This window comes from Spirillospora sp. NPDC047418 (genome assembly GCF_040643275.1).
Lineage (GTDB): Bacteria > Actinomycetota > Actinomycetes > Streptosporangiales > Streptosporangiaceae > Spirillospora.
Genome location: NZ_JBEYTW010000065.1, coordinates 14091 through 32869 on the forward strand (window position 1 = coordinate 14091; position 18779 = coordinate 32869).

Annotated in this window: 18 protein-coding genes; 9 read left to right on the forward strand and 9 right to left on the reverse strand. The window is 72.8% G+C overall.

What is annotated here, in order from left to right:
• The first annotated feature begins 13 nt into the window (after positions 1-13).
• Entirely contained in the window at positions 14-652 is a 639-nt protein-coding gene (locus tag ABZ806_RS31160; protein WP_500221005.1) for a GntR family transcriptional regulator, read from the forward strand.
• Positions 653-702: 50 nt separating this feature from the next.
• Here ABZ806_RS31160 and ABZ806_RS31165 read toward each other — a convergent pair whose 3' ends face one another.
• A complete protein-coding gene (locus ABZ806_RS31165; RefSeq protein WP_500221006.1) occupies positions 703-1527 on the reverse strand; it encodes an SDR family NAD(P)-dependent oxidoreductase in 825 nt (274 codons plus the stop codon).
• Entirely contained in the window at positions 1524-2219 is a 696-nt protein-coding gene (locus tag ABZ806_RS31170) for a cyclase family protein (RefSeq protein WP_500221007.1), read from the reverse strand. The genes ABZ806_RS31165 and ABZ806_RS31170 overlap by 4 nt, the downstream gene beginning before the upstream one ends.
• Before the next feature lie 111 nt (positions 2220-2330).
• Here ABZ806_RS31170 and ABZ806_RS31175 point away from each other — a divergent pair, with 111 nt between their 5' ends.
• From ABZ806_RS31175 to ABZ806_RS31185, 3 genes are all read left to right on the forward strand, one after another.
• The gene (locus ABZ806_RS31175; protein ID WP_500221008.1) at positions 2331-3542 is read left to right on the forward strand and encodes a PucR family transcriptional regulator; all 1212 of its coding nucleotides are present in this window, start codon (positions 2331-2333) and stop codon (positions 3540-3542) included.
• An 89-nt stretch (positions 3543-3631) separates the two neighbouring features.
• Positions 3632-4522, forward strand: a complete 891-nt coding sequence (locus tag ABZ806_RS31180; RefSeq protein ID WP_500221009.1) for an NAD(P)-dependent oxidoreductase — start codon at positions 3632-3634, stop codon at positions 4520-4522.
• Positions 4516-4929, forward strand: coding sequence for a GlcG/HbpS family heme-binding protein (locus tag ABZ806_RS31185; protein ID WP_500221010.1), 414 nt, complete (start codon positions 4516-4518; stop codon positions 4927-4929). Before ABZ806_RS31180 ends, ABZ806_RS31185 begins: the two co-directional genes overlap by 7 nt.
• Positions 4930-4953: 24 nt before the next feature.
• Here ABZ806_RS31185 and ABZ806_RS31190 read toward each other — a convergent pair whose 3' ends face one another.
• The 6 genes from ABZ806_RS31190 to ABZ806_RS31215 all read right to left on the reverse strand — a co-directional run bounded on the left by ABZ806_RS31190 (position 4954) and on the right by ABZ806_RS31215 (position 10994).
• The gene (locus tag ABZ806_RS31190; protein WP_500221011.1) at positions 4954-5964 is read right to left on the reverse strand and encodes an amidohydrolase family protein; all 1011 of its coding nucleotides are present in this window, start codon (positions 5962-5964) and stop codon (positions 4954-4956) included.
• Between the two features lie 47 nt (positions 5965-6011).
• Positions 6012-7310, reverse strand: coding sequence for a histidinol dehydrogenase (gene hisD / locus ABZ806_RS31195; protein WP_500221012.1), 1299 nt, complete (start codon positions 7308-7310; stop codon positions 6012-6014).
• 26 nt (positions 7311-7336) lie between these two features.
• The gene (locus tag ABZ806_RS31200; RefSeq protein WP_500221013.1) at positions 7337-8101 is read right to left on the reverse strand and encodes an ABC transporter ATP-binding protein; all 765 of its coding nucleotides are present in this window, start codon (positions 8099-8101) and stop codon (positions 7337-7339) included.
• 79 nt (positions 8102-8180) lie between these two features.
• Positions 8181-9005: an ABC transporter permease gene (locus tag ABZ806_RS31205; RefSeq protein ID WP_500221014.1), complete on the reverse strand. Its 825-nt coding sequence runs from the start codon at positions 9003-9005 to the stop codon at positions 8181-8183.
• Entirely contained in the window at positions 9002-9850 is an 849-nt protein-coding gene (locus ABZ806_RS31210) for an ABC transporter permease (RefSeq protein WP_500221015.1), read from the reverse strand. Before ABZ806_RS31210 ends, ABZ806_RS31205 begins: the two co-directional genes overlap by 4 nt.
• A 76-nt stretch (positions 9851-9926) precedes the next feature.
• Positions 9927-10994: an ABC transporter substrate-binding protein gene (locus ABZ806_RS31215; protein WP_500221016.1), complete on the reverse strand. Its 1068-nt coding sequence runs from the start codon at positions 10992-10994 to the stop codon at positions 9927-9929.
• Positions 10995-11425: 431 nt separating this feature from the next.
• Between ABZ806_RS31215 and ABZ806_RS31220 the strand changes: the two genes are divergently transcribed.
• The 3 genes from ABZ806_RS31220 to ABZ806_RS31230 all read left to right on the forward strand — a co-directional run bounded on the left by ABZ806_RS31220 (position 11426) and on the right by ABZ806_RS31230 (position 15121).
• Entirely contained in the window at positions 11426-12448 is a 1023-nt protein-coding gene (locus tag ABZ806_RS31220) for a LacI family DNA-binding transcriptional regulator (RefSeq protein ID WP_500221017.1), read from the forward strand.
• Positions 12449-12539: 91 nt separating this feature from the next.
• Entirely contained in the window at positions 12540-13883 is a 1344-nt protein-coding gene (locus ABZ806_RS31225) for a PucR family transcriptional regulator (protein WP_500221018.1), read from the forward strand.
• 47 nt (positions 13884-13930) lie between these two features.
• Positions 13931-15121, forward strand: a complete 1191-nt coding sequence (locus tag ABZ806_RS31230; protein ID WP_500221019.1) for an MFS transporter — start codon at positions 13931-13933, stop codon at positions 15119-15121.
• Here ABZ806_RS31230 and ABZ806_RS31235 read toward each other — a convergent pair.
• Positions 15106-16851 carry a helix-turn-helix domain-containing protein gene (locus tag ABZ806_RS31235; RefSeq protein ID WP_500221020.1) on the reverse strand — a complete coding sequence of 582 codons (1746 nt, stop codon included), beginning with the start codon at positions 16849-16851 and terminating at the stop codon, positions 15106-15108. The genes ABZ806_RS31230 and ABZ806_RS31235 overlap by 16 nt on opposite strands.
• Positions 16852-16942: 91 nt before the next feature.
• On the opposite strand from ABZ806_RS31235, the gene ABZ806_RS31240 reads away from it, so the two are divergent.
• Complete coding sequence (locus ABZ806_RS31240) at positions 16943-17413, forward strand: cupin domain-containing protein (protein ID WP_500221021.1); 471 nt, start codon at positions 16943-16945, stop codon at positions 17411-17413.
• Complete coding sequence (locus tag ABZ806_RS31245) at positions 17406-18593, forward strand: FAD binding domain-containing protein (protein ID WP_500221022.1); 1188 nt, start codon at positions 17406-17408, stop codon at positions 18591-18593. The genes ABZ806_RS31240 and ABZ806_RS31245 overlap by 8 nt, the downstream gene beginning before the upstream one ends.
• Positions 18594-18779: the final 186 nt, after the last annotated feature.

Genomic DNA, 18779 nt, shown 5'->3' on the forward strand with positions numbered 1-18779 from the left:
GCAGACTGCTCACGTGACCACCGAGTCGGCCGCCGCGCGAGTGGCGGGAAGCCTGCGCGAGCGCGTGTCCGGCGGGCTGCTCCCGCCGGGATCCGCGCTGTCGCAGTCCGGGCTGGCCGAGGAGTACGGCGTCAGCCGCATCCCGGTCCGCGACGCCCTCCGGCAGCTCGCCGGCGAGGGGCTGGTCGAGCTGCGCGGCACCACCGCGGTGGTGACCCCGCTGTCCATCGACGACCTGCAGGAGCTGTACGAACTGCGCGAGGCGGTCGAGCCGATCGCCACCCGGCTCGGTGTCCCGCGGGTCGGCCGGGCCGGCGTCGCGCGGATGACCCGCCTGCTCGCGCTGATGGACGACCCGGACATCCGGCCGGGCGACTGGCTGGAGACCAATGCGGCCTTCCACGCGGAGGTCTACACGCTGGCCGGACGGCCGCGCATGATCGCGCTGGTCGAGCAGCTGCGGCGGCTCACCGACCGCTACGTCTACCTCCACCTCGATGTGATCGGCCGGTCCGGGCACCTGCAGGAGGAGCACCGGCAGATCCTGGACGCGGTGAAGGCGCAGGACGCACCGGCCGCCGCCGAGCTCACCCGCGCCCACCTCGCGTCGTCACATGCCGTCGTGCTCGACTACCTCCTCAGCCAGGGCTGAAGCCGGGCCGGCCCGTCCTCGGCGCGGGGTCACGGCAGCCCCGGGCACGCCTAGCGCGCCACCATCCCCGCCGACAGGTCGATGTCGGCCGCGCACAGGCCGGGCATGTGCAGCATCGCCACAACGGCGGCGGCCACCTCGTCCTCCGTGAGCATCCGGTGCAGCGCCGCCCGCGACGTGTACGCCTCCTCGGCCTCCTCGTACGTCGTCCCGGTGCGCTCGGCCTCCAGTGTGAAGTTGCGGGTCATCCGCGGCCCCTCGACCGGGCCGGGCGACAGGCAGTTCACCGAGACGCCCGCCGGGCCGACCTCGTACGCCAGCGTCGTGGTCAGCCCGATCACCGCCATCTTCGACGCGGTGTACGGCGTGCGGCGGGTCAGCGGGCGCTTGCCGCTCACCGACGCCAGGTTGATCACGTCTCCCGCGCCCCGCTCGACCATGGCCGGAAGGAACGCCCGGCACATCAGGTAGATGCCGCGGACGTTGACGGCGAAGACCTCGTCCCACTCGTCGGGCTCGATGTCGACCAGCGGCGCGACGGGCCCGGGGACGCCGGCGTTGTTGACGAGGATCTCCACCGTCTCGCCGGAGACCTCCGCGGCCAGCGCGGCGACGCCGGCCGGGTCGGCCACGTCGGCCACAGCGGCCCGGACGCTCCCGGGCATGCCCTCGGCCTCGGCCGCCACGGCATCGAGCCGGGTCCGGCCGCGGCCGACCGCGATCACCCGGGCGCCGCGGGCCGCGAGGGCCAGGGCGATCGCGCGGCCGAGCCCGCTGCCGCCGCCGGTCACGAGGGCGGTGCGGCCGGCCACCCGGTCGCCCGGGAAGGCGGACGGGCCGGCGGACGGGACGCTGGACGGGCCGGTGGTGGTCACGCCGGACCGTCCAGCAGGGCGACGGCGCGGGTCGGGCCGCCGTGGGCGCCGAGCACCTTCAGCGGGAAGCCGGCGAACGTGAACCGCCGGCCGATCAGCTGGTCGAGGTTGGTGAGGTTCTCGTAGTGGGTGATGTGGTGGCGACGGCACATCATGTGGCACGGGTAGGACTTGCTGGTCGGGTTGTCGGGTGTGGGGCTGTCCACGCCGAACGTCTTCACGCCGTGCTCGACGATCCATTCGCTGCCGCTCTCCCCGAGGCCGGGGAAGTCGGTGAGGTATCGCGGCCGCCCGGCGTATCGGCCGTGCGTCCCGGTGTGCAGCAGCAGGATGTCGCCGCGTTCGACGGTCACGTCGACGGCGTCCTGCGCCGCGTCGAGGTGCTCGGCGGTGATGTCCTGGCCGGCGCCGACGTGCGCGACGTCGAGGCAGACCGCCGGGCCGTAGAACAGGTCCAGCGACATCTGGTCGATGGTCTGCGCGGACGGGTCGGGGTCGAGATGCGAGAAGGAGTCGACGTGGGTCGGGCCGTTGTCGTTGACGATGATGCCCTTGGTCTGGAACGAGAAGCCGCCCGTGAAGCGGGGTGCGGTCTCCTCGTGGGTGGCGTGGTCGAACACCACGGTCTTGAGGTGCCCGGGGTAGACCTGCATCCCCTGGTAGATGTCCTGTGAAAGGTCGACGAATCGCATGTCGGGCGCTCCCTGCCGGCAAGCCGCCCCATTGGCCGAGGCGGCTGGATGAGGGAACTCTAGGTCGGTGGCACGCAGCGTGGTCGCTCTGATCGAAGTAGATTGGCGGCCATGGACGCTCCGATCGGTGAACAGACCCTCGCGCCGCCGTTCGACATCGCGGACCGGATCGCCGCGAAGGCCGGCGGGCCGGTCATCATCGAGGACGCGTCGTTCCACGTGCTCGGTCACAGCGCCTTCGCCCGGCCGCTGGACCGCGGCCGGGCGGAGGCGATCCTCGGCCGCCGCATCCCGGGCGTGTGGCTCGAACACCTGGTCCGGACGGGCAGCCTCGACCGGCTTCGCGGCACCGCGGACGTCGTCGACCTGCCGGACGGCCCGTGGGAGGCGCGCCGCCGGCTGATCACGGCGTTCCGGGCCGGGGGCCGCCTGCTCGGGTTCGTCTGGGTCGCGGAGGGCGAGCGGCCGCTCGGTGCCGGGGCGGCCGCCGCCTTCCGCCGCGCCGTGGACGAGGAGACGCCCGCGCTCCTCCGGCATCTCGAGCGGCTGGACGCCGCGGAGGCGCATCGGGCGCGGCTCACCGCCACGCTGCTCGACGGGCTGCCCGGGGCGCCGGCCGCCGCCGACCGGCTCGGTTTCGACCGGGACGGCCGCTTCATGGTCCTGTCCGCCGCCGGCGGGACGGCATCCGGCGGGGCGGAGTCCGGCGGGACGCGCCTGCTCGAACACCTCCGGCTCTGCCTCGACTCGTTCCAGCACCGCTGGGCGGTGACCGCGCACGGCGACGGCGGCCTCGCCCTGGTGGCCCTGCGGGCGGACGAGTCGGCGAAGGCGGCCGCACGGCTCGGCCACGAAGTGCTCAGGCTGGCCGGCGACGGCCCCCTGCGCGCGATGCGGGTCGCGGCGAGCTCGGTCGGCGCCGGCCTCGCCGTCCTGCCGCGGCTGCGCGCCGAGGCGACCGCCGCGATCACCGTGTCGGGTCGCGACGGGGCGTTCGTCGCCTACGCCGACGTCGATGCCGAGGTGCTCGTCGCCGACGTGGTGGCCACCCTCCCGGCGGGCGCCCGGCTGTCCGGGCTCGACCGGCTGCGCGCGGCCGACGGCGGCGGCGACCCGGACGGCCGTCCGGGAGGCGGCGAGCTCGAGCGGACCCTGCGCGCGTACCTCGCGGCGTGCGGCAGCGCCTCGGCGGCGGCCCGCGAACTCGGCGTGCACGTCACCACCGTCCGGCACCGGCTCACCCGGATCACCGCGGTGTCGGGGCTGCGCCTCGACCGTCCCGACGTCCGCATCGCCTGCGATCTGCTGCTGCGCCGGCTCTGACCTGGAACTCCCGGCACCGGCAGTCCGGCGTCCCGGCACTGACGCCTTCCGACACCCCGGCCCGGCCCGGCCCGTCCTAGCGTGGCCGGATGACGACAGCCCAGATGGACGTGATGACGGTCGGCGTGGTCGGCCTCGGGATCATGGGGTCGGCGATGTCCGGCCACCTGCTGGCCGCCGGCTTCGACGTGACCGGCGCCGATCCGGTCCGGTCCGCGGTCGACGCCCTCGTCGCCCGGGGTGGACGCCCGGCCCGCGACCTCGCGGCCCTCGCGCACGAGTCGGCGGTCGTGGTCACCTCGCTTCCGTCCGCCGCGGCGGCCCTGGAGGTGTGCCGCGGCCTGGCCGCCGCGCAGCCGTCCGGCCTCGTCGTCGTCGAGACGTCGACGTTGTCGCCGGCCGTGAAGCAGGAGTGCCGCGACCTGCTCGCCGAGGCCGGCGTGCCGCTGCTCGACTGCCCGCTCAGCGGTACCGGCGCGCAGGCCCGCCACCGCGACCTGGTGGTGCTCGGCAGCGGCGACGGGACGGCGTTCGAGAAGGCCCGTCCGGTGCTGGCGGCGTTCGCCCGGTCGGTGCGGTTTGTCGGGCCGTTCGGCCACGGCACCATGATGAAGCTGGTCGCCAACCTGCTGGTGTCGATCCACAACGCCTCGGCGGCGGAGGCGTTCGCGCTCGGCGTGGCCGCCGGGCTCGACCCGGCCGTCCTCTACGAGACGGTCCGGGACGGGGCGGGCGGGTCGGTCATCTTCGACAAGCGCGGGCCGCTCATGGCCGATCGCGCCTACCGCCCGGCGACCGCGCGGGTGTCGATGTTCGTCAAGGACGTCTCGCTGGTGCAGGAGCTGGCCGCGTCGGTCGGAGTCGCCACGCCGGTGCTCGACGCGACACTGCCGCTGTACGAGAAGGCGGTGGCGGCCGGGTGGGCCGATGCCGACGCCGCCGCGCTGCTCGAGATCATCGAGTCGGAGGAGCGATGCTGACCCTGGCGCAGGCGGAGGCGGTCGCCACCGGGACGCTGCGGCACGCGCGCGCGGCCGGGGCGGCGCCGCTCGCGGTGGCGGTGCTCGATCCGGGCGGTCATGTGGTCGTGGTGAAGCGCGAGGACGGCGCCGGCATCCTGCGGGTCGAGATCGCGACAGCGAAGGCCTACGGCGCGCTCGGCATGGGCATGTCGTCGCGGGACATCGCCGCGCGGGCGGAGCGGCAGCCGGAGTTCTTCGCCTCGCTCGCCGCGGTGACCGGCGGGCGGCTGGCGCCCGCGGCCGGGGGTGTGCTCGTGCACGGCGCCGACGGCTCCCTGCTGGGGGCCGTCGGCGCCAGTGGCGACACGTCGGACGTGGACGAGGCGTGCGTGCTGGCCGGGATCGCCGCCGCCGGCCCGGCCTGACGGCGCGCGATCCCGGCCGGCCGCTCAGTCGGCGAGCTTCAGCAGCCGTGCCGCCGTCCGGCCGCGGATCGCCTCCCGGTCGTCGTCGCTGAGGCCGCGGGTCGCCTCGATCTGCCCGAGGGGATCGTAGTGGCCCATGTCGAACGGGTAGTCGGTGCCGACGACGACCTGCCCGGCCCCCATCTGCCGGACCAGGAACTCCAGGTGCGGCGCGTCGAAGACCAGGCAGTCGACGTAGATCTGCTTGAGATAGGTGCTCGGCGGCCGTGAGATGTGGTGCCGTCCCTCCGGCCGCAGCTCATAGGAATGGTCCATCCGGGAGGAGTAGAACGGCAGGTAGCCGCCGCCGTGCACGGCGACCAGTTTCAGGCCCGGGTGCTCCTCCAGGACGCCGCCGTGGATGATCCGGGTCAGCGCGACCGTGGTGTCGAGGGGGTTCCCGATGACGTTGGTCAGGTAGTACTCGCGGAACCGCTCGCCGCCGGTGAACCCGTTGGGGTGCAGCAGCACGACGACGTCCAGCTCCTCCGCCTTGGCGAAGAACGGCCGGAACCGGCGGTCGTCGAGGTCCATCCCCATGACGTTGGTGTTGATCTCGACGCCCCGGAAGTCGTACTCCGTGACGCACCGCTCGAGTTCCTCGACCGCCGACCGGACGTCCTGCATCGGCACGGTGGCCAGCCCGACGAACCGGTCCGGATGGTCGCCGACGATCTTGGCGAGGTTCTCGTTCTGCATCCGCGCGAGCTTGCGGGCGAGCTCGGGGTCGGCCCAGTAGAAGTAGCCGGCCGGGGCCACCGAGATGGCCTGGACGTCGATGCCCATCCGGTCCATGTCGGCGATCCGGGTCTCCGGGTCGGTCGCCTGCGGCATGATCTCGCGGACGTGCTCGACCTGGTAGGCGTTGGTCTCCTCGCCGCCGTAGTAGCTGAACGGCTCCATCTCCGGCGCCATCAGCCCGTCCACGAGCGGCAGGCAGTCGGGCAGGATGACGTGAGCGTGGATGTCGACGGTTCGGTGGGATCCGCTGGGCATCGGTGACCTTCTGTTCGTTGGGACTGGGGAGGCGGGACCGGCCGGGCTCAGGACGCCCACGCCGGCTTCGCGCCGGCGTGCTTGGCGGCCCGGACGTCGCCGGAGCGGGCGTGCCCCTCGAAGAGCTCCACGCGGGCGGCGCGGCCGCACAGCTCGCCGAGCCGGGCGCTGGCGGCGGGATCGGTGACCTCCTGGTAGGTCACCGTGCGGAGGTACTTCCCGACCCACAGCCCGCCGGTGTACCGGGCGGCGCCGCGGGTGGGCAGCACGTGGTTGGTGCCGATCACCTTGTCGCCGTACGACACGCAGGTGCCCTCACCGAGGAAGAGCGCCCCGTAGTGCCGCATCCTGTCCAGCGCCTCGCGCGGGTTCCGGGTGAGGATCTGCACGTGCTCGCTGGCGTAGGTGTCGGCGAGCGCGTACGCCGCGTCGAGGTCCTCGACCACGTGCACCTCCCCGTGGTCTCGCCAGGCGGGGCCGGCCATGTCGCTGGTCGGCATGCCCGGGAGGAGATCGTCGACGTGGGCCATGGCCTCGCGGGCGAGGGACTCGGAGGTGGTGATGAGCACCGCCGGGGAGTCCGGGCCGTGCTCGGCCTGGCTGAGCAGGTCGACCGCCACCACGAACGGGTCGGCGGCGTCGTCGGCCACGATGAGGATCTCGGTCGGCCCGGCGAACAGGTCGATGCCGACCTCGCCGAACAGCTGGCGCTTGGCCTCGGCGACGTAGGCGTTGCCGGGGCCGGCCAGCAGGTCGACCCGGCCGACCGTCTCGGTGCCGACGGCCATCGCGGCGACCGCCTGGACGCCGCCGAGCAGCAGGATCTCGTCGGCGCCGGCCAGGTGCAGGGCGGCCACCGTCGCCGCCGGGATCCTTCCGCGCAGCGGCGGGGTGCAGGCGGTGACCCGCTCGACCCCGGCGACCTTCGCCGTCACGACGGTCATGTGCGCCGACGCGGTCAGCGGGTAGCGGCCGCCGGGCACGTAGGCGCCGGCCGCGGCGACCGGCAGGTGCCGGTGGCCCAGGATCACGCCCGGCTGGGTCTCCACCTCCAGGTCCTGGAGGGTGCCGCGCTGACGCTGCGCGAAGTCGCGGACGTTGGCCTGCACCGTCCGGATGTCGTCGACGACCTCCGGCGGCAGCGACGCGACGAGTTCCTCGATCTGCTCGGGTGCGAGGCGGAACGACTCGGGCGACCAGTCGTCGAACCTCGCGGAGTAGCGGCGCACGGCCTCGTCGCCGTTCGCGCGGACGTCCTCGATCACCTCGCGGACGACGGCGGAGACCTCGTCGTTCCGGTGGGCGTCCGCCGCGCCGGCGGCGGCGGACTTCAGCTGGATGGTCATCGTGCTCCTGTACTGTCCGGGCGCCGTCAGGCCGCGGACTCGGCGGTGCGGCTCATTTCCTTCATGGCCTCCAGGCGCGCGAGCACCTCGGCCTGGAGGGTGGCCACCTTGGTGTCGGTCTGCCGGCGCGGGCGGGGCAGGTCGATGGTGATGTCCTCGTAGATCAGTCCGCCGGGCTGGAGGACGATGATCCGGTCGGACAGTTCGACCGCCTCGACGACGTCGTGGGTCACGAAGACGACGGTCTTCTTCGACTGCTCCCAGATGTCCTGCAGTTGCGCCCGAAGCGCGCGGGCGGTGATCGCGTCGATGTGGCTGAACGGCTCGTCCATCAGCAGGAGGTCGGGTTCGACCGCGAAGGCGCGGGCGACGCCGACGCGCTGCTGCATGCCCCCGGACAGCTGGCCGGGGTAGAGGTCGGCGCTCTTGGCCAGGCCCACCATGTCCAGGTACCGCTCGACCCTGGCGACGGTGGCCTCGCTCTTGTCGTTCTGGACGTACATCATGTTCCGCATGACGCTGCGCCAGGGCAGCAGCCGCGGGTCCTGGAAGACGTACCCGAGGCGGGTCGGGCCGCCGTCGTCGCTGGTCAGGCTGATCTCGCCGGAGGTGTGCTCCTCGACGCCGGAGATGATGTTGAGCAGCGTGCTCTTGCCGCAGCCCGAGGGCCCGACGATCGACACGAAGGTCTGGCCGCTGACCTCGAAGGAGATGTCCGCCAGCACCCGGCTCGCGCGGGGAGTGCCCAGGTTGAAGGTCTTGCCGAGGTTCTGCACGTTCAGGATTGCCACGAGTGCTCCCTAGGGCCGGGGTTTACGGGGCGGGGGTGGACGGGGTCCGGGCGTACGGGGCCGGGGCGTAGGGCGTTCATCAGCCGTCCCGCCAGCGGAAGGCGCGCCTGATCGCCCGGTCGAGCACGAACCGGTCGAGCAGCACGATGAAGCCGACGAAGAGCACGACCCAGGCGGCGAACCCGCCGAACCGGTTGGCGTCGTACCAGAAGCGGGCGCGATAGCCGACGCCACCGCCGCCGCCGAACCACTCGGCGAGGATGACGCCGTTCCAGCCGATGATGATCGCGAAGCGCACGCCGGCCGCGATGTAGCCGGTGACGGCGGGCAGGACGAGGTCGCGGACGCGGCGGATCACCGGCACGTCGTAGGTCGAGGACATGTCGCGCAGGTCGCGGGAGACGCCCCGCACGCCCTGGGCGACGTTGACGATCACGAACGGCACCGCGGTCAGGAACGTGGTGACGATCGGGCTCATGTCGCCGAACCCGAACCACATGACTGTGAGGAACGCCCAGATGATCGCCGGGATCGACAGGCCGACCAGGACCGGGCTCTCGAAGAACGCCCGGGACAGCTGGGACAGGCCCATCAGCACGCCGATCACGATGCCCGCCCCGGTCGCGAGCAGCAGCCCGATGCCGAAGCGGTAGAGCGTCGTGCCGAAGTTGCCGAAGACCTCGCCGCGGGAGAACTCGTCGCCGAGCCGCTGCACCACCTCGACCGGTCCGGGGACGCGCTCGAAGAGCAGCGCCAGCAGGGACCAGAACACGAGGAAGGACAGGAGCGCGGCGACCCGGGCGGCGGCGTCGGAGGTGAGCCGCCGGCGCCAGGCGGGCGTGCTCTCCTCGATCTCGCTGGTCGAGCGGCGCCGCTTGACGGTCGCCTGGACTGTGCTGCTCACAGCGCGGAACTCCTCTCGTCCGGACGCCAGGCGAGGAGCCGGGCCTCGGTCTTGAACAGGACCAGGCGCTCGATGGCGAGCATGAACACGATGAACAGCGCCATCCACGCGAGCACGGCGGCGGTGTTGTAGAGCTGGTACTCGGTGCGGATCTGGAAGCCGACGCCGTTGCGCCCGCCGAACACCTCGGTCAGCGCCTCGACCTTCCAGGCCACCGCGAAGCACATCCGGATCGCGGCGAACACGAACGGCACGATCGTCGGGAGCAGCACCTCGCGGCGGATCTGGTGCGACGTCCGCTCGAACGCCTCGCTCATCGTGATCAGGGACTTGTCGACGCCGCGGATGCCCTCGGCGACGTTGAGCGCGACATAGGGCGTGGACACCAGCGCGACCGCGAGGATCGGCCCGAGGTTCGACAGGCCGAACACGATCAGCGACAGGACCGCGTAGGCGACCGCCGGGATCGTGCCGGCGATCGTCACGCCGTCGTGGAAGAAGGCCCGCCAGTAGTCGAACCGGCCCATCAGGTAGCCGACCGGCGCCCCGATCGCGGCGGCGACCCCGAAGCCGGCGAAGGTCTTCAGCACGCTCGCCGAGAAGTCGGTGACGAAGTTCCCGCTCTCGACGATCTCGACCGCCTCGGCGAGGACCTCGTGCGGGCGGGGCAGCAGCCGGGAGCCGTACCACCAGGAGCCGAACTCCCACAGCAGGTACATCGCGACCCAGCCCAGGACGAGCAGGCCGGTGCGCCGCCACCGCCGCCGCCGGGCGGTCCTGCGGGCGCTCGCCTCGCGGTCGGTGGGGGGCGCGGCCGGAGCCGCGTCCACCAGCTGATCCGTCATCGTCTCTCCTTCGCTCGGCCGCGCCGGGCCGGCTCGGCCGGCCCGGCGGGTCTGCTGGACGCGTCGGGGCTCAAGGTCAGGCCTTCGGGAGGATCGTGAAGTCGAGCGGCGGCGTCTTCTTGTCGACGTAGCCGGTCTCCTTCATCAGCTCGAACAGCTTGGTCTCGGTGTCCACCCACGCCTGGTCGAGGTAGGCCGACTCGACGAACCAGTCGTACTTGTTGGTCACCCAGTCCTGGATGAACGCCTTCTCCTTGGGCGTCTCGGCGGCGAAGTCCTCCGGGTAGGCCTTGATGATCTCGTCGCGGTGCTTGGCCCACTCCTGGACGCCGCGGTCCCAGAGCTTGATCAGGAAGGACGCTTCCTCGGGGTTCTTCTCGACCCACGCCTTGCGGGCGACGAAGACGTTGTTCTGCGGGTGGGTGTCGTCCTTCGGGTCCTTGAGGAATTCCTCGGCGTAGATCTGCGACACCGACTTGGAGTCGTAGAGCGGCTTGATCGCGCCGCTGGACAGCTGCTTGATGGAGAAGTCGGGCAGCAGCAGCCCGGCGTCGGCGTCACCGCGCTCGATCAGCCCGGAGGCGTTCTGCGGGTCGGTCACCACCAGCTTGAAGTCGCCGCCCCCGGCGCGCAGCTCGAGGTCGCAGAACTTGCGGGCGTAGATGCCCCACATGATGGTGATCGAGACGGCGCTGTGCGTCACGATCTTCTTGCCCTTGAGATCGCAGATGGTCTTGGCGCCGCTGTCGGCCGGCACGGCCAGGATGCTCCGGTCGGAGTTGTACTTGCCGAAGATCGTCGTCTTCTCGCCGGTCTGCTTCTCCAGGTCGGGCACCTCGTAGGACGCGGCCGAGACGACGTCCGCGTGGCCGCCGGCGTAGACGCCGAACTCGTCCCAGGAGGACGAGGTGAGGACCTGGATCCCGGCCTTCTCCTCCATCTCCTGCTTGATGCCCTGGGCCTCCATCCATTTCCAGACCGGGTCCGGGGCCATCACCATGTTGACGACGCCGTTCGCGTCCTTGGCCTCGCCGCCCTGCTTGGCGGCCGGGCGGGATCCGCAGCCGGAGACCAGCAGGGCGATGGCGCCGGCCGCGGCCGCCAGGCGCATGGGGGTGGAGCGGATGATGCGCTGAGTGCTCATTTCGGGCCTCCCAGAGTCTTTCCACCGGTCCGGGGACGCGGTCTGGGTGCGACGCGCTGCGGACCTGGGGGTGGGGGTGGGTCGGGGTGAGTGAGGTGGAAGGTGGTGGTGTGGCGGGAGGTGTAAGGCATGACCATGCCTTGGCTAATGTTGCAAGTCAAGCATTCTGCTGAAATTTATGCATTGATCCGTTGCTGCTCACACATCGGCGGTGCGCGAAACGCGCCGATTTTCCGCCATTCCCGCACGTGTATCGAGATGATCAGGATTGACGGCGATCGCGGCACCGGCTAGCGTGCCGATGCATAACTTATGCATTTTTGCCTGAATCAAGGTCGATGCCGGAGCATCGGAAGAGAGCGGGGCCGCCTGTGGGCACGAAGCCGGGTACGACGAACGACGGTCCGGGGCGACGGCGCGCGCGCCCCGAGGTGAACAGCTCGACCGTGGCGCGGGCCGTCGGGGTCTCCCAGTCGACGGTCTCGCGCGCCCTCCGGGGCGATCCCCGTGTGCGGGAGGAGACCCGCCGCCTGATCGAGGAGACGGCCGAGCGGCTGGGTTACCGCTCGGCGTGGGCGGCTCCCCCGCCGCCGCCGCCGTCGCACTCGCGCACGATCGGGGTCGTCGTGTCCGACCTGACGAACCCGTTCTTCCCGACGCTGCTCACGCCGGTGCACGACGAGCTGCAGATCATGGGCTACCGGGTCGTCCTGTTCGCCGAGCGCACCGACATCCCCACCGGCCAGGAGGCGCTGGTCAACCTGCTCAACCGGTCGATCGACGGCGTGCTGGTCACCACGGCCACGCTCGACTCGCGGCTCGGCGAGGCCCTCGCCGAGCGGCACCTGCCGGTCGTGCTCCTCAACCGGTACGTCGACGGCATGGACGTCGACCGCGTCATCGCGGACAACTACCAGGGCGGGCGAGCCGCGGCACGCCACGTGCTCGACCTCGGGCACCGGTCCGTCGGCGTCATCCGGGGCCCGGCGAACACCTCGACCAGCCGGGACCGGTACGCCGGCATCCTCGACGGTTTCGCCGCCGCCGGCGCCGCGCTCGACGGACGGTTCGTCCGCGAAGGGCCGTACTCGCACCAGTCCGGCTACCAGAACGCCCGGGAACTGCTCCGGCCGCCCGCTCCCCCGACCGCGCTGATCTGCGGCAACGACGTGATCGCGTTCGGTGCCCTGGACGCCGTGAAGTCGCTCGGCCTCGGCGTGCCGGCCGATGTCTCGGTGCTCGGCTTCGACGACGTCCCGATGGCCTCCTGGGAGGTCTTCCAGCTGACGACCGTCCGCCAGCCGCTCGCGGAGATGGCGCGGACGGCGGCCCGCCTGCTGGTCGAGCGCATCGAGCACGACGGCGGCATCGCCACCGGGCGCGAACGGCTCTTCGCCACCAGCCTCGTGCAACGATCGACCACTCATGCGCCACAGCCTCGCCGCGGCACGTGAAGCGTCACCATGTGTGGCCACCCAGTCTTGACGCGACAGTGTGGTGCGCGACACATCGGCAGGCCTCCGCGGCCGGCGGCACCGTGGCCTCATGGCCCCCACCGCACCCCACCAGGCGGCCGCGCCCGCGCGGCACTCGAGTCCTTCTCCGGGCGCCGGCGTGCGCCTGCCCGCATGGGCGCGCGCGGCGTCCGACGGCGTGGACACCGCGGCCCTGGAGGACCGGGTCGTCGAGGCGGACCTCGCGGCGGCGTTCGACACGCTGCGCGACAACGAGGAGTTCGTCGCCCGGCTGCGGGCCAGCGTGGTCGAGAACCTCCGCCACCTTCCCGAGGTCATCGCCGGGCGGATCCGCCTCCGCGAGGTGACGCTCGTCGAGCCGTTCGCGCTGGCCCTCCTGCAGGCCCGGCTCAGGCTGCCGCAGACGGCGCTGCAGCGGTCCTACCGGGTGGGCTTCCTGACCATGTGGCAGGAGTGGAGCGACCGGCTGATCGAGCGGGCGGAGCGCGACGGCGTGCCGCGCGGCGAGAGCCTCGAGGCGCTGCGCGGCATGACCGTGCTGCTGCTCGGCTACCAGCACCACGTGGCCTCGCAGGTCGCCGACAGTTTCGCCCGGGCCGACGAGGCGCTGAGCCGCTCCCGCGAGCATGTGCGCAACGGCCTCGTCCAGCATCTGCTGCGCGAGGACTCGACGCCGCTCCCGGCGTCGGACCTGCTGCTGCTCGACTACCCCCTGGACGCCGACCACGTCGCCGTGCTGCTGCCGGCGATGCCCGAGGGCGCCGTGCGCCAGGTCCTCAACGCGCTGCGCGAGTCCTGCCGCACCCGCGACACCCTCGTCCATCCCGTCGCTCCCGACAGCACGGTCGTGTGGCTGGCCCAGCCGCGGCCGCCCGGCTGGCACACCGCCAGAATCGCCGACCTGGCCGAGCACCTCCGCGGCCTCCGCACCGAGGCGTCCGTCAGCGACCCGCACGCCGGGGTCCAGGGCGTGCGGGCCGGATGGCTGCAGGTGCAGGACGTGCAGCGGGTGCGCGCGGCGTGGGGAGCGGCCGGCAGTCCGAGGGTGCTGGGTCACCGCGACGTGAGCCTCGAGATCCTGCTGATGGCCGACCCGGTCAAGGCCCGTGCGTTCGTCCACGCCGAGCTCGGCGGGCTGGGCGCCGGCGACGACCTGGCGGCACGGCTGCGCGAGACCGTCGAAGCGTCCCACCGGTGGGGCAGCCACGTGGCCACCGCCGAGCACCTGCACCTGCACGAGCACACCGTGCGGAACCGGCTGCAGAAGGCCGTGGAGCTCCTGGGCCGGCCGTTGACCGAGCGGCGGACCGAACTCCAGGTCGCGCTGCGGCTCGCGCGGCTGCTGACCGAGGAGAACGGGCGGACCGACGGCCCGGCGGTACCGCCGCCGGTCAGTCCGGGCACGCCGGGATGACGTCCGGCGTGAGGACGGCGCGGGAGCGAACCCTGGACCATGATCCGGTGACCCGGACTTCTCCCAGGACGGCCGAGGTGGCGACCCCGGCGGCCTCCCCAGCGGCGACGCTCCTCCTGGCCTGCCTGCTCGGGGGTTCCGCCGGCTGGGCGATGACGGCGCCGGGCGCCGTGGCGGACACCCTGGCGGCCGGTTACGGCACCGACCTGCTCTGGGTCGGGCTGCTCACCGCCGCGCTGGCCGCGCCCTACGCCGCCCTCCAGTTCCCCGGCGGGCTGCTGGTCGACCGCTTCGGCGTGCGGAGGACGGCGGCCGCCGGGCTTTCCCTCGCCCTCGCCGCGCACCTGGCGGCGCTGCTGCTCCCCCTGCCGTGGCTGGCGGTGGCGGCCAGGATCTGCGCGGGGACGGGCTTCGCCGTCTGCTTCGTGTCCGGAGCCGAGTTGGCGCGCGGCAGCGGCCGCGGATCCCGGGGGATGGGGATCTTCGGCGGTGTCGCGCTGGCCGCGTCGGGAGCGGCCGTGCTCGTGGTGCCGTTCGCCGAGTTCGTGCTGGGCTGGCGGGCTCCGTGGGTCACGACCGCGGCCGTGACGGCCCTCGCGCTGGCGCTGGTGGCGCGGCAGCCCCCGGCCAGGACGCACCGTGCGCACCACTCGCGCGCGGGGCCGACACCGCCGCGGCTGTTGCGGGACGGTCAACTGCTCCGCCTCACCGCCGTCCACGCCAGCACGCTCGGCCTGGGTCTCATCCTCTCGTCGTGGGCCACGACACTGCTCGTCGACATCTGGTCGTTCGAGCCCACGGCGGCCGCCGTGATCGGGTCGGGCGTGCTAGGCCTGTCGGTCGTGAGCCGCCCACTGGGCGGCCGCCTCGCCGAGATGTGGCCCACCCGCAACCGGACGATCTGCGTCCTCTCGCTGATCGTGTGCTCGGCCGGCACCCTGGCGCTGTCGCGAGCGGGCGCGCCGGTGGTGGCGGTCCTGGCCGTGGTGGTGCTCGGGCTCTTCAGCGGGCTGCCGTTCGCGGGCGTGATCGGCGCCGCCCAGACGCGGCAGCCGGGACGCCCGGCGGCGGCGGTCGGGATCATGAACACGGCCGCGTTCGGTCTCGTCGTCGTGGCGACTCCGGTGGTGGGGTGGGCGGCCGACCACGGGTACGCCTCCTGGACGCTGGTCGTCGCCGCCCTGCTGTGGCTGCTGCCGTTGCCGATCCTCCCGGCCGCCGCTCAGCCGCCGTCCTGACCGCGGGGTCCCAGCGCGTCCGCCACCTCGTCGGCGCTGAGCGCGATCTGCAGCTCGGTGAGCGACCGCACGTTCCCGAGGGACAGCCCCAGCAACTGCTCGATCTTGCGGATGCGCAGGCCGACCGTGTTCGGGTGCACGAACTCGGCCGCGGCGGTGGCTGCGGTGTTCAGGTCGTTGGCGACGTAGGCGCGCAGCGTCCGCTCTAGGGACGTCCCGCGCGCGGCGTCGTGCGCACGGATCGGGGCGAGCGCCCCGGCGGCGAAGCGGCGCAGCTCCGAGACGTCCTCCAGCTGCAGGAGCAGCCCCTGGACGCCCAGCGAGCCGAAGCTCGCGACACTGTCGACCCGCCCCCGGAGCAGGGCGATCGTCGCCGCGCCGCGTGCGCGCCGGTAGGCCGCGGGATAGTCGGTGAGCGTCATGCACAGCTCCGAGACCGCCACACCCGGGGCCTCATCGGCGTCGATACGGAGCAGCTGGCGCTGGACCTGGCCGGCCAGGTCCAGGGCATCGGCCTGGTCCTTCACGGGCAGCAGCAGCACGATGTCGTCGGCGATCTCGCCGATCAGCGCACGGAGCCGGGCGGCGGACACCGCCGACCGCGCGACCGAGAGGATGCGGGCGGACCCGGTGCCGCCGTGCACCACGATCACGGCGTGCGGTCTCGCGAGGTCGAGACCGAGCCGTCCCGCCCGCTCGGCGGCCGTCACCAGCCCCTCCGGGTTCCCCGTGAGCAGGTCGGTGACCACCTCACCGGACAGGCGCCACTCGACCTCCAGCGCCGTGCGCGCCCGCAGCACCTCCAGCGCGCAGACCGTGGCGGCGTGCTCGAGCGCGCGGACGTCGACGGCGGCCATGGGCGACTCGGAGCGCGGGCCCCAGATCCGGGCGACCGTGTCCCGGCCGAGCAGCACGGGCGTCGAGTGCGCCCCGGCGCCGTGCGGGACGAGCGGGTGCCCGTCGCGCCGCACCGCGGCCAGCTCGGCACCGGTCGGTTCCTCGGTCACCACGATCGACGTGCCGAGCACCTCGGCCAGTGCCGTCGCGACACCCGCGACACCGCCGCCCCGGAGCGCGACCTGGGTGAACTGCTCGTGGACCGCCTCACCGCGGCGCAGCAACTCGTGCTGCTCGGCGAGCGTGGCGTTGGCGGTGCGCAGCTCGGTGATGGTCGCGGCGGCCCGGGCCCGCAGCCTGGCCGTCTCAATGGCGACGCCCGCCTGGTCGGCCAGGAGGGACAGCAGCTCCTGCTCGTCGGCGCCGTACTCGTGGGGATCCCGCTTGTAGCAGTTGAGCGTCCCGACGGCGACGCCCGCGGACACGACCGGGACGGAGATCATCGAGCGGTAGCCCTGCTGACGCGCGACGCCGCCCCAGGGCAGGAACGTCGCGTCGGCGAGGATGTCGACCACCTGCACCGACCTGCCGGACAGGAACGCCTTGCTGGACGGGGCCTGCGGCTCGTCGTCCGGGTCCAGCGTCACCGGGTGGTCGGCGTTGACCTTCTCGATGTAGCCCGGTGAGAGGCCGTGGGTGCCGGTGATGACCAGCGAGTCCTTCTCCTCGCTGAGGAGCAGGACGGCGCAGAAGTCGTAGCCGAGCAGGCGGGCCGCCGTCTCCGAGACGAGGTCGAGCACCCTGGGCAGCGAGACGGGCCGGTTGAGCGCGGTGGCGATGGTCGCGATCGCCTCCAACCAGGGACGAAGCTGGACGGCACCGGTCGTCTGCATGGCCGCGACTGTGTCACAACACCTGACTTCGGGCAATGGCTGTGTGGCCGCACATGTTCGAAGAGGGCCGCCAGAGGCCACGGTGGGTGCCATGACCGACCATGACCCGTCCGGGGCCGAGCCGCCGTCCCACGAGGCCGGCGTGCACATCATCCGCGCAGGCGCCCTGTCCGGCAAGACACCGCAGACGTCCGGCCTGCAGCGCTTCGAGGCGGTGTCCGCCCGCCGCCTCGGGTCGCGGGACCTGTGGATGGGGCTCTCGATCCTTCCGCCGGGCGGCAGGACCGGTGTGCACCACCACGGCGAGTCCGAGACGGCGCTCTACGTGCTGAGCGGGGTGGGCCGCTGGTGGGTCGGCGACACCCTCGGCGAGGCGCGGGAGGCGCACCCCGGCGACTTCGTCTACATCAAGCCGAACGTCGTCCACTGGGAGGAGAACGCCAGCGACACCGAGCCCGTGCGGATGATCGTCGCCCGCACCACGCAGGACGCCATCGTCGTCAACCTGGAGAACCACCCGTACGGCCCCGCGCTCGACGGCGGGGGGTACCGCCATGACTGAGGCACGGCGCGCCGTCGTCGTCGGCGGCTCGTTCGCCGGACTCACCGCGGCCCTGCTGCTGCGGGAGCAGGGCTTCGACGTCGACGTCTTCGAGCGGACCCCGGCGCACCTCGACGGCCGCGGCGGCGGCATCGTCCTCCAGCCCGACACCGTCCGCTGGATCACCGAGCGGCCGCACGGCTTCGACCTCGAGGACATCAGCATCGGCTCGTCGGCGACGCGCTACCTGGGCGCGGACAACAAGATCGTGTACGAGGAGCCCGCGTCCTGGCGGTTCAGTTCCTGGGCGACGCTGTACCGCATCCTGCTGGACGACTTCGGCACCGACCGCTACCACCTCGGCGAGTACACCGTCGGAGTGAGCCAGGACGACGACGGCGTGGACGTCCGCTTCATCAGCGGGCGGACCGAGCGGGCCGAACTCGTGGTGTTCGCCGACGGGATCTCATCGGTGGGCCGCCGCCGGCTCCAGCCCCGGTCGCAGCCCCGCTACTCGGGCTACATCGGCTGGCGGGGCACCGTGCCCGAGCGGACCGTGTCCGCCGAGACGGCCGGCCTCCTGCACGACGCGACGACGTACGCCGTCATCGACGCCTCGCACATCTGCATGTACCCGATCCCGGGCCTGGACGGGAGCCTCGCCCGCGGGGAGCGGCAGCTCAACTACGTCTGGTACCGCAATGTCGCGGAGGGCCCGGAACTCGACGAGATGGTCACCGACCAGCGCGGGATCACGGCGACCGTCTCGGTGCATCCCGGCCAGGTCCAGCAGCGCTACATCGACCGGATGCGAGCGGACGCCCTGGAGCACCTGCCGCCCGCGGCGGCCGAACTCGTGACCCTCACCGACCAGCCCTACATCCAGATCGTCCTGGACATCGCCGTCCGCAACATGGCCTTCGGCCGCATCGCACTGATCGGCGACGCCGCGTTCGCCGCCCGCCCCCACGCCGCCGCCGGCACCGCCAAGGCCGCCGCCGACGCCCTGGCGCTCGCCGACGCACTGGCCGCCGACCCCGACATCCCCCGCGCACTGGCGGCATGGGAGCCGGCCCGGCTGGCGCTGGGCAACAACCTGCTGAGCCGAGTCGCCGAAATGGGCGCCCGCTCACAATTCACCAACACCTGGGACCCCGCCGACCCCGCCCTGCACTTCGGCCTCCACGGCCCCGGCCGCTGACACCCGGGCGAAGACTCCAAGGCGGCGAGATCCTCGGTGCCCGAGGTCACCTCGGCAATCCGGCGGGAGCTCGTCGCCCGCGCGGTCCTCCACGGCCTCCGCGCGCCGTCCCGGGCGGGGGGGGGGGGGGGGGGGGGGGGGGGGGCGGGGGGGGCCGGGGCCGGGGGCGGGGGGGGGGGGGGGGGC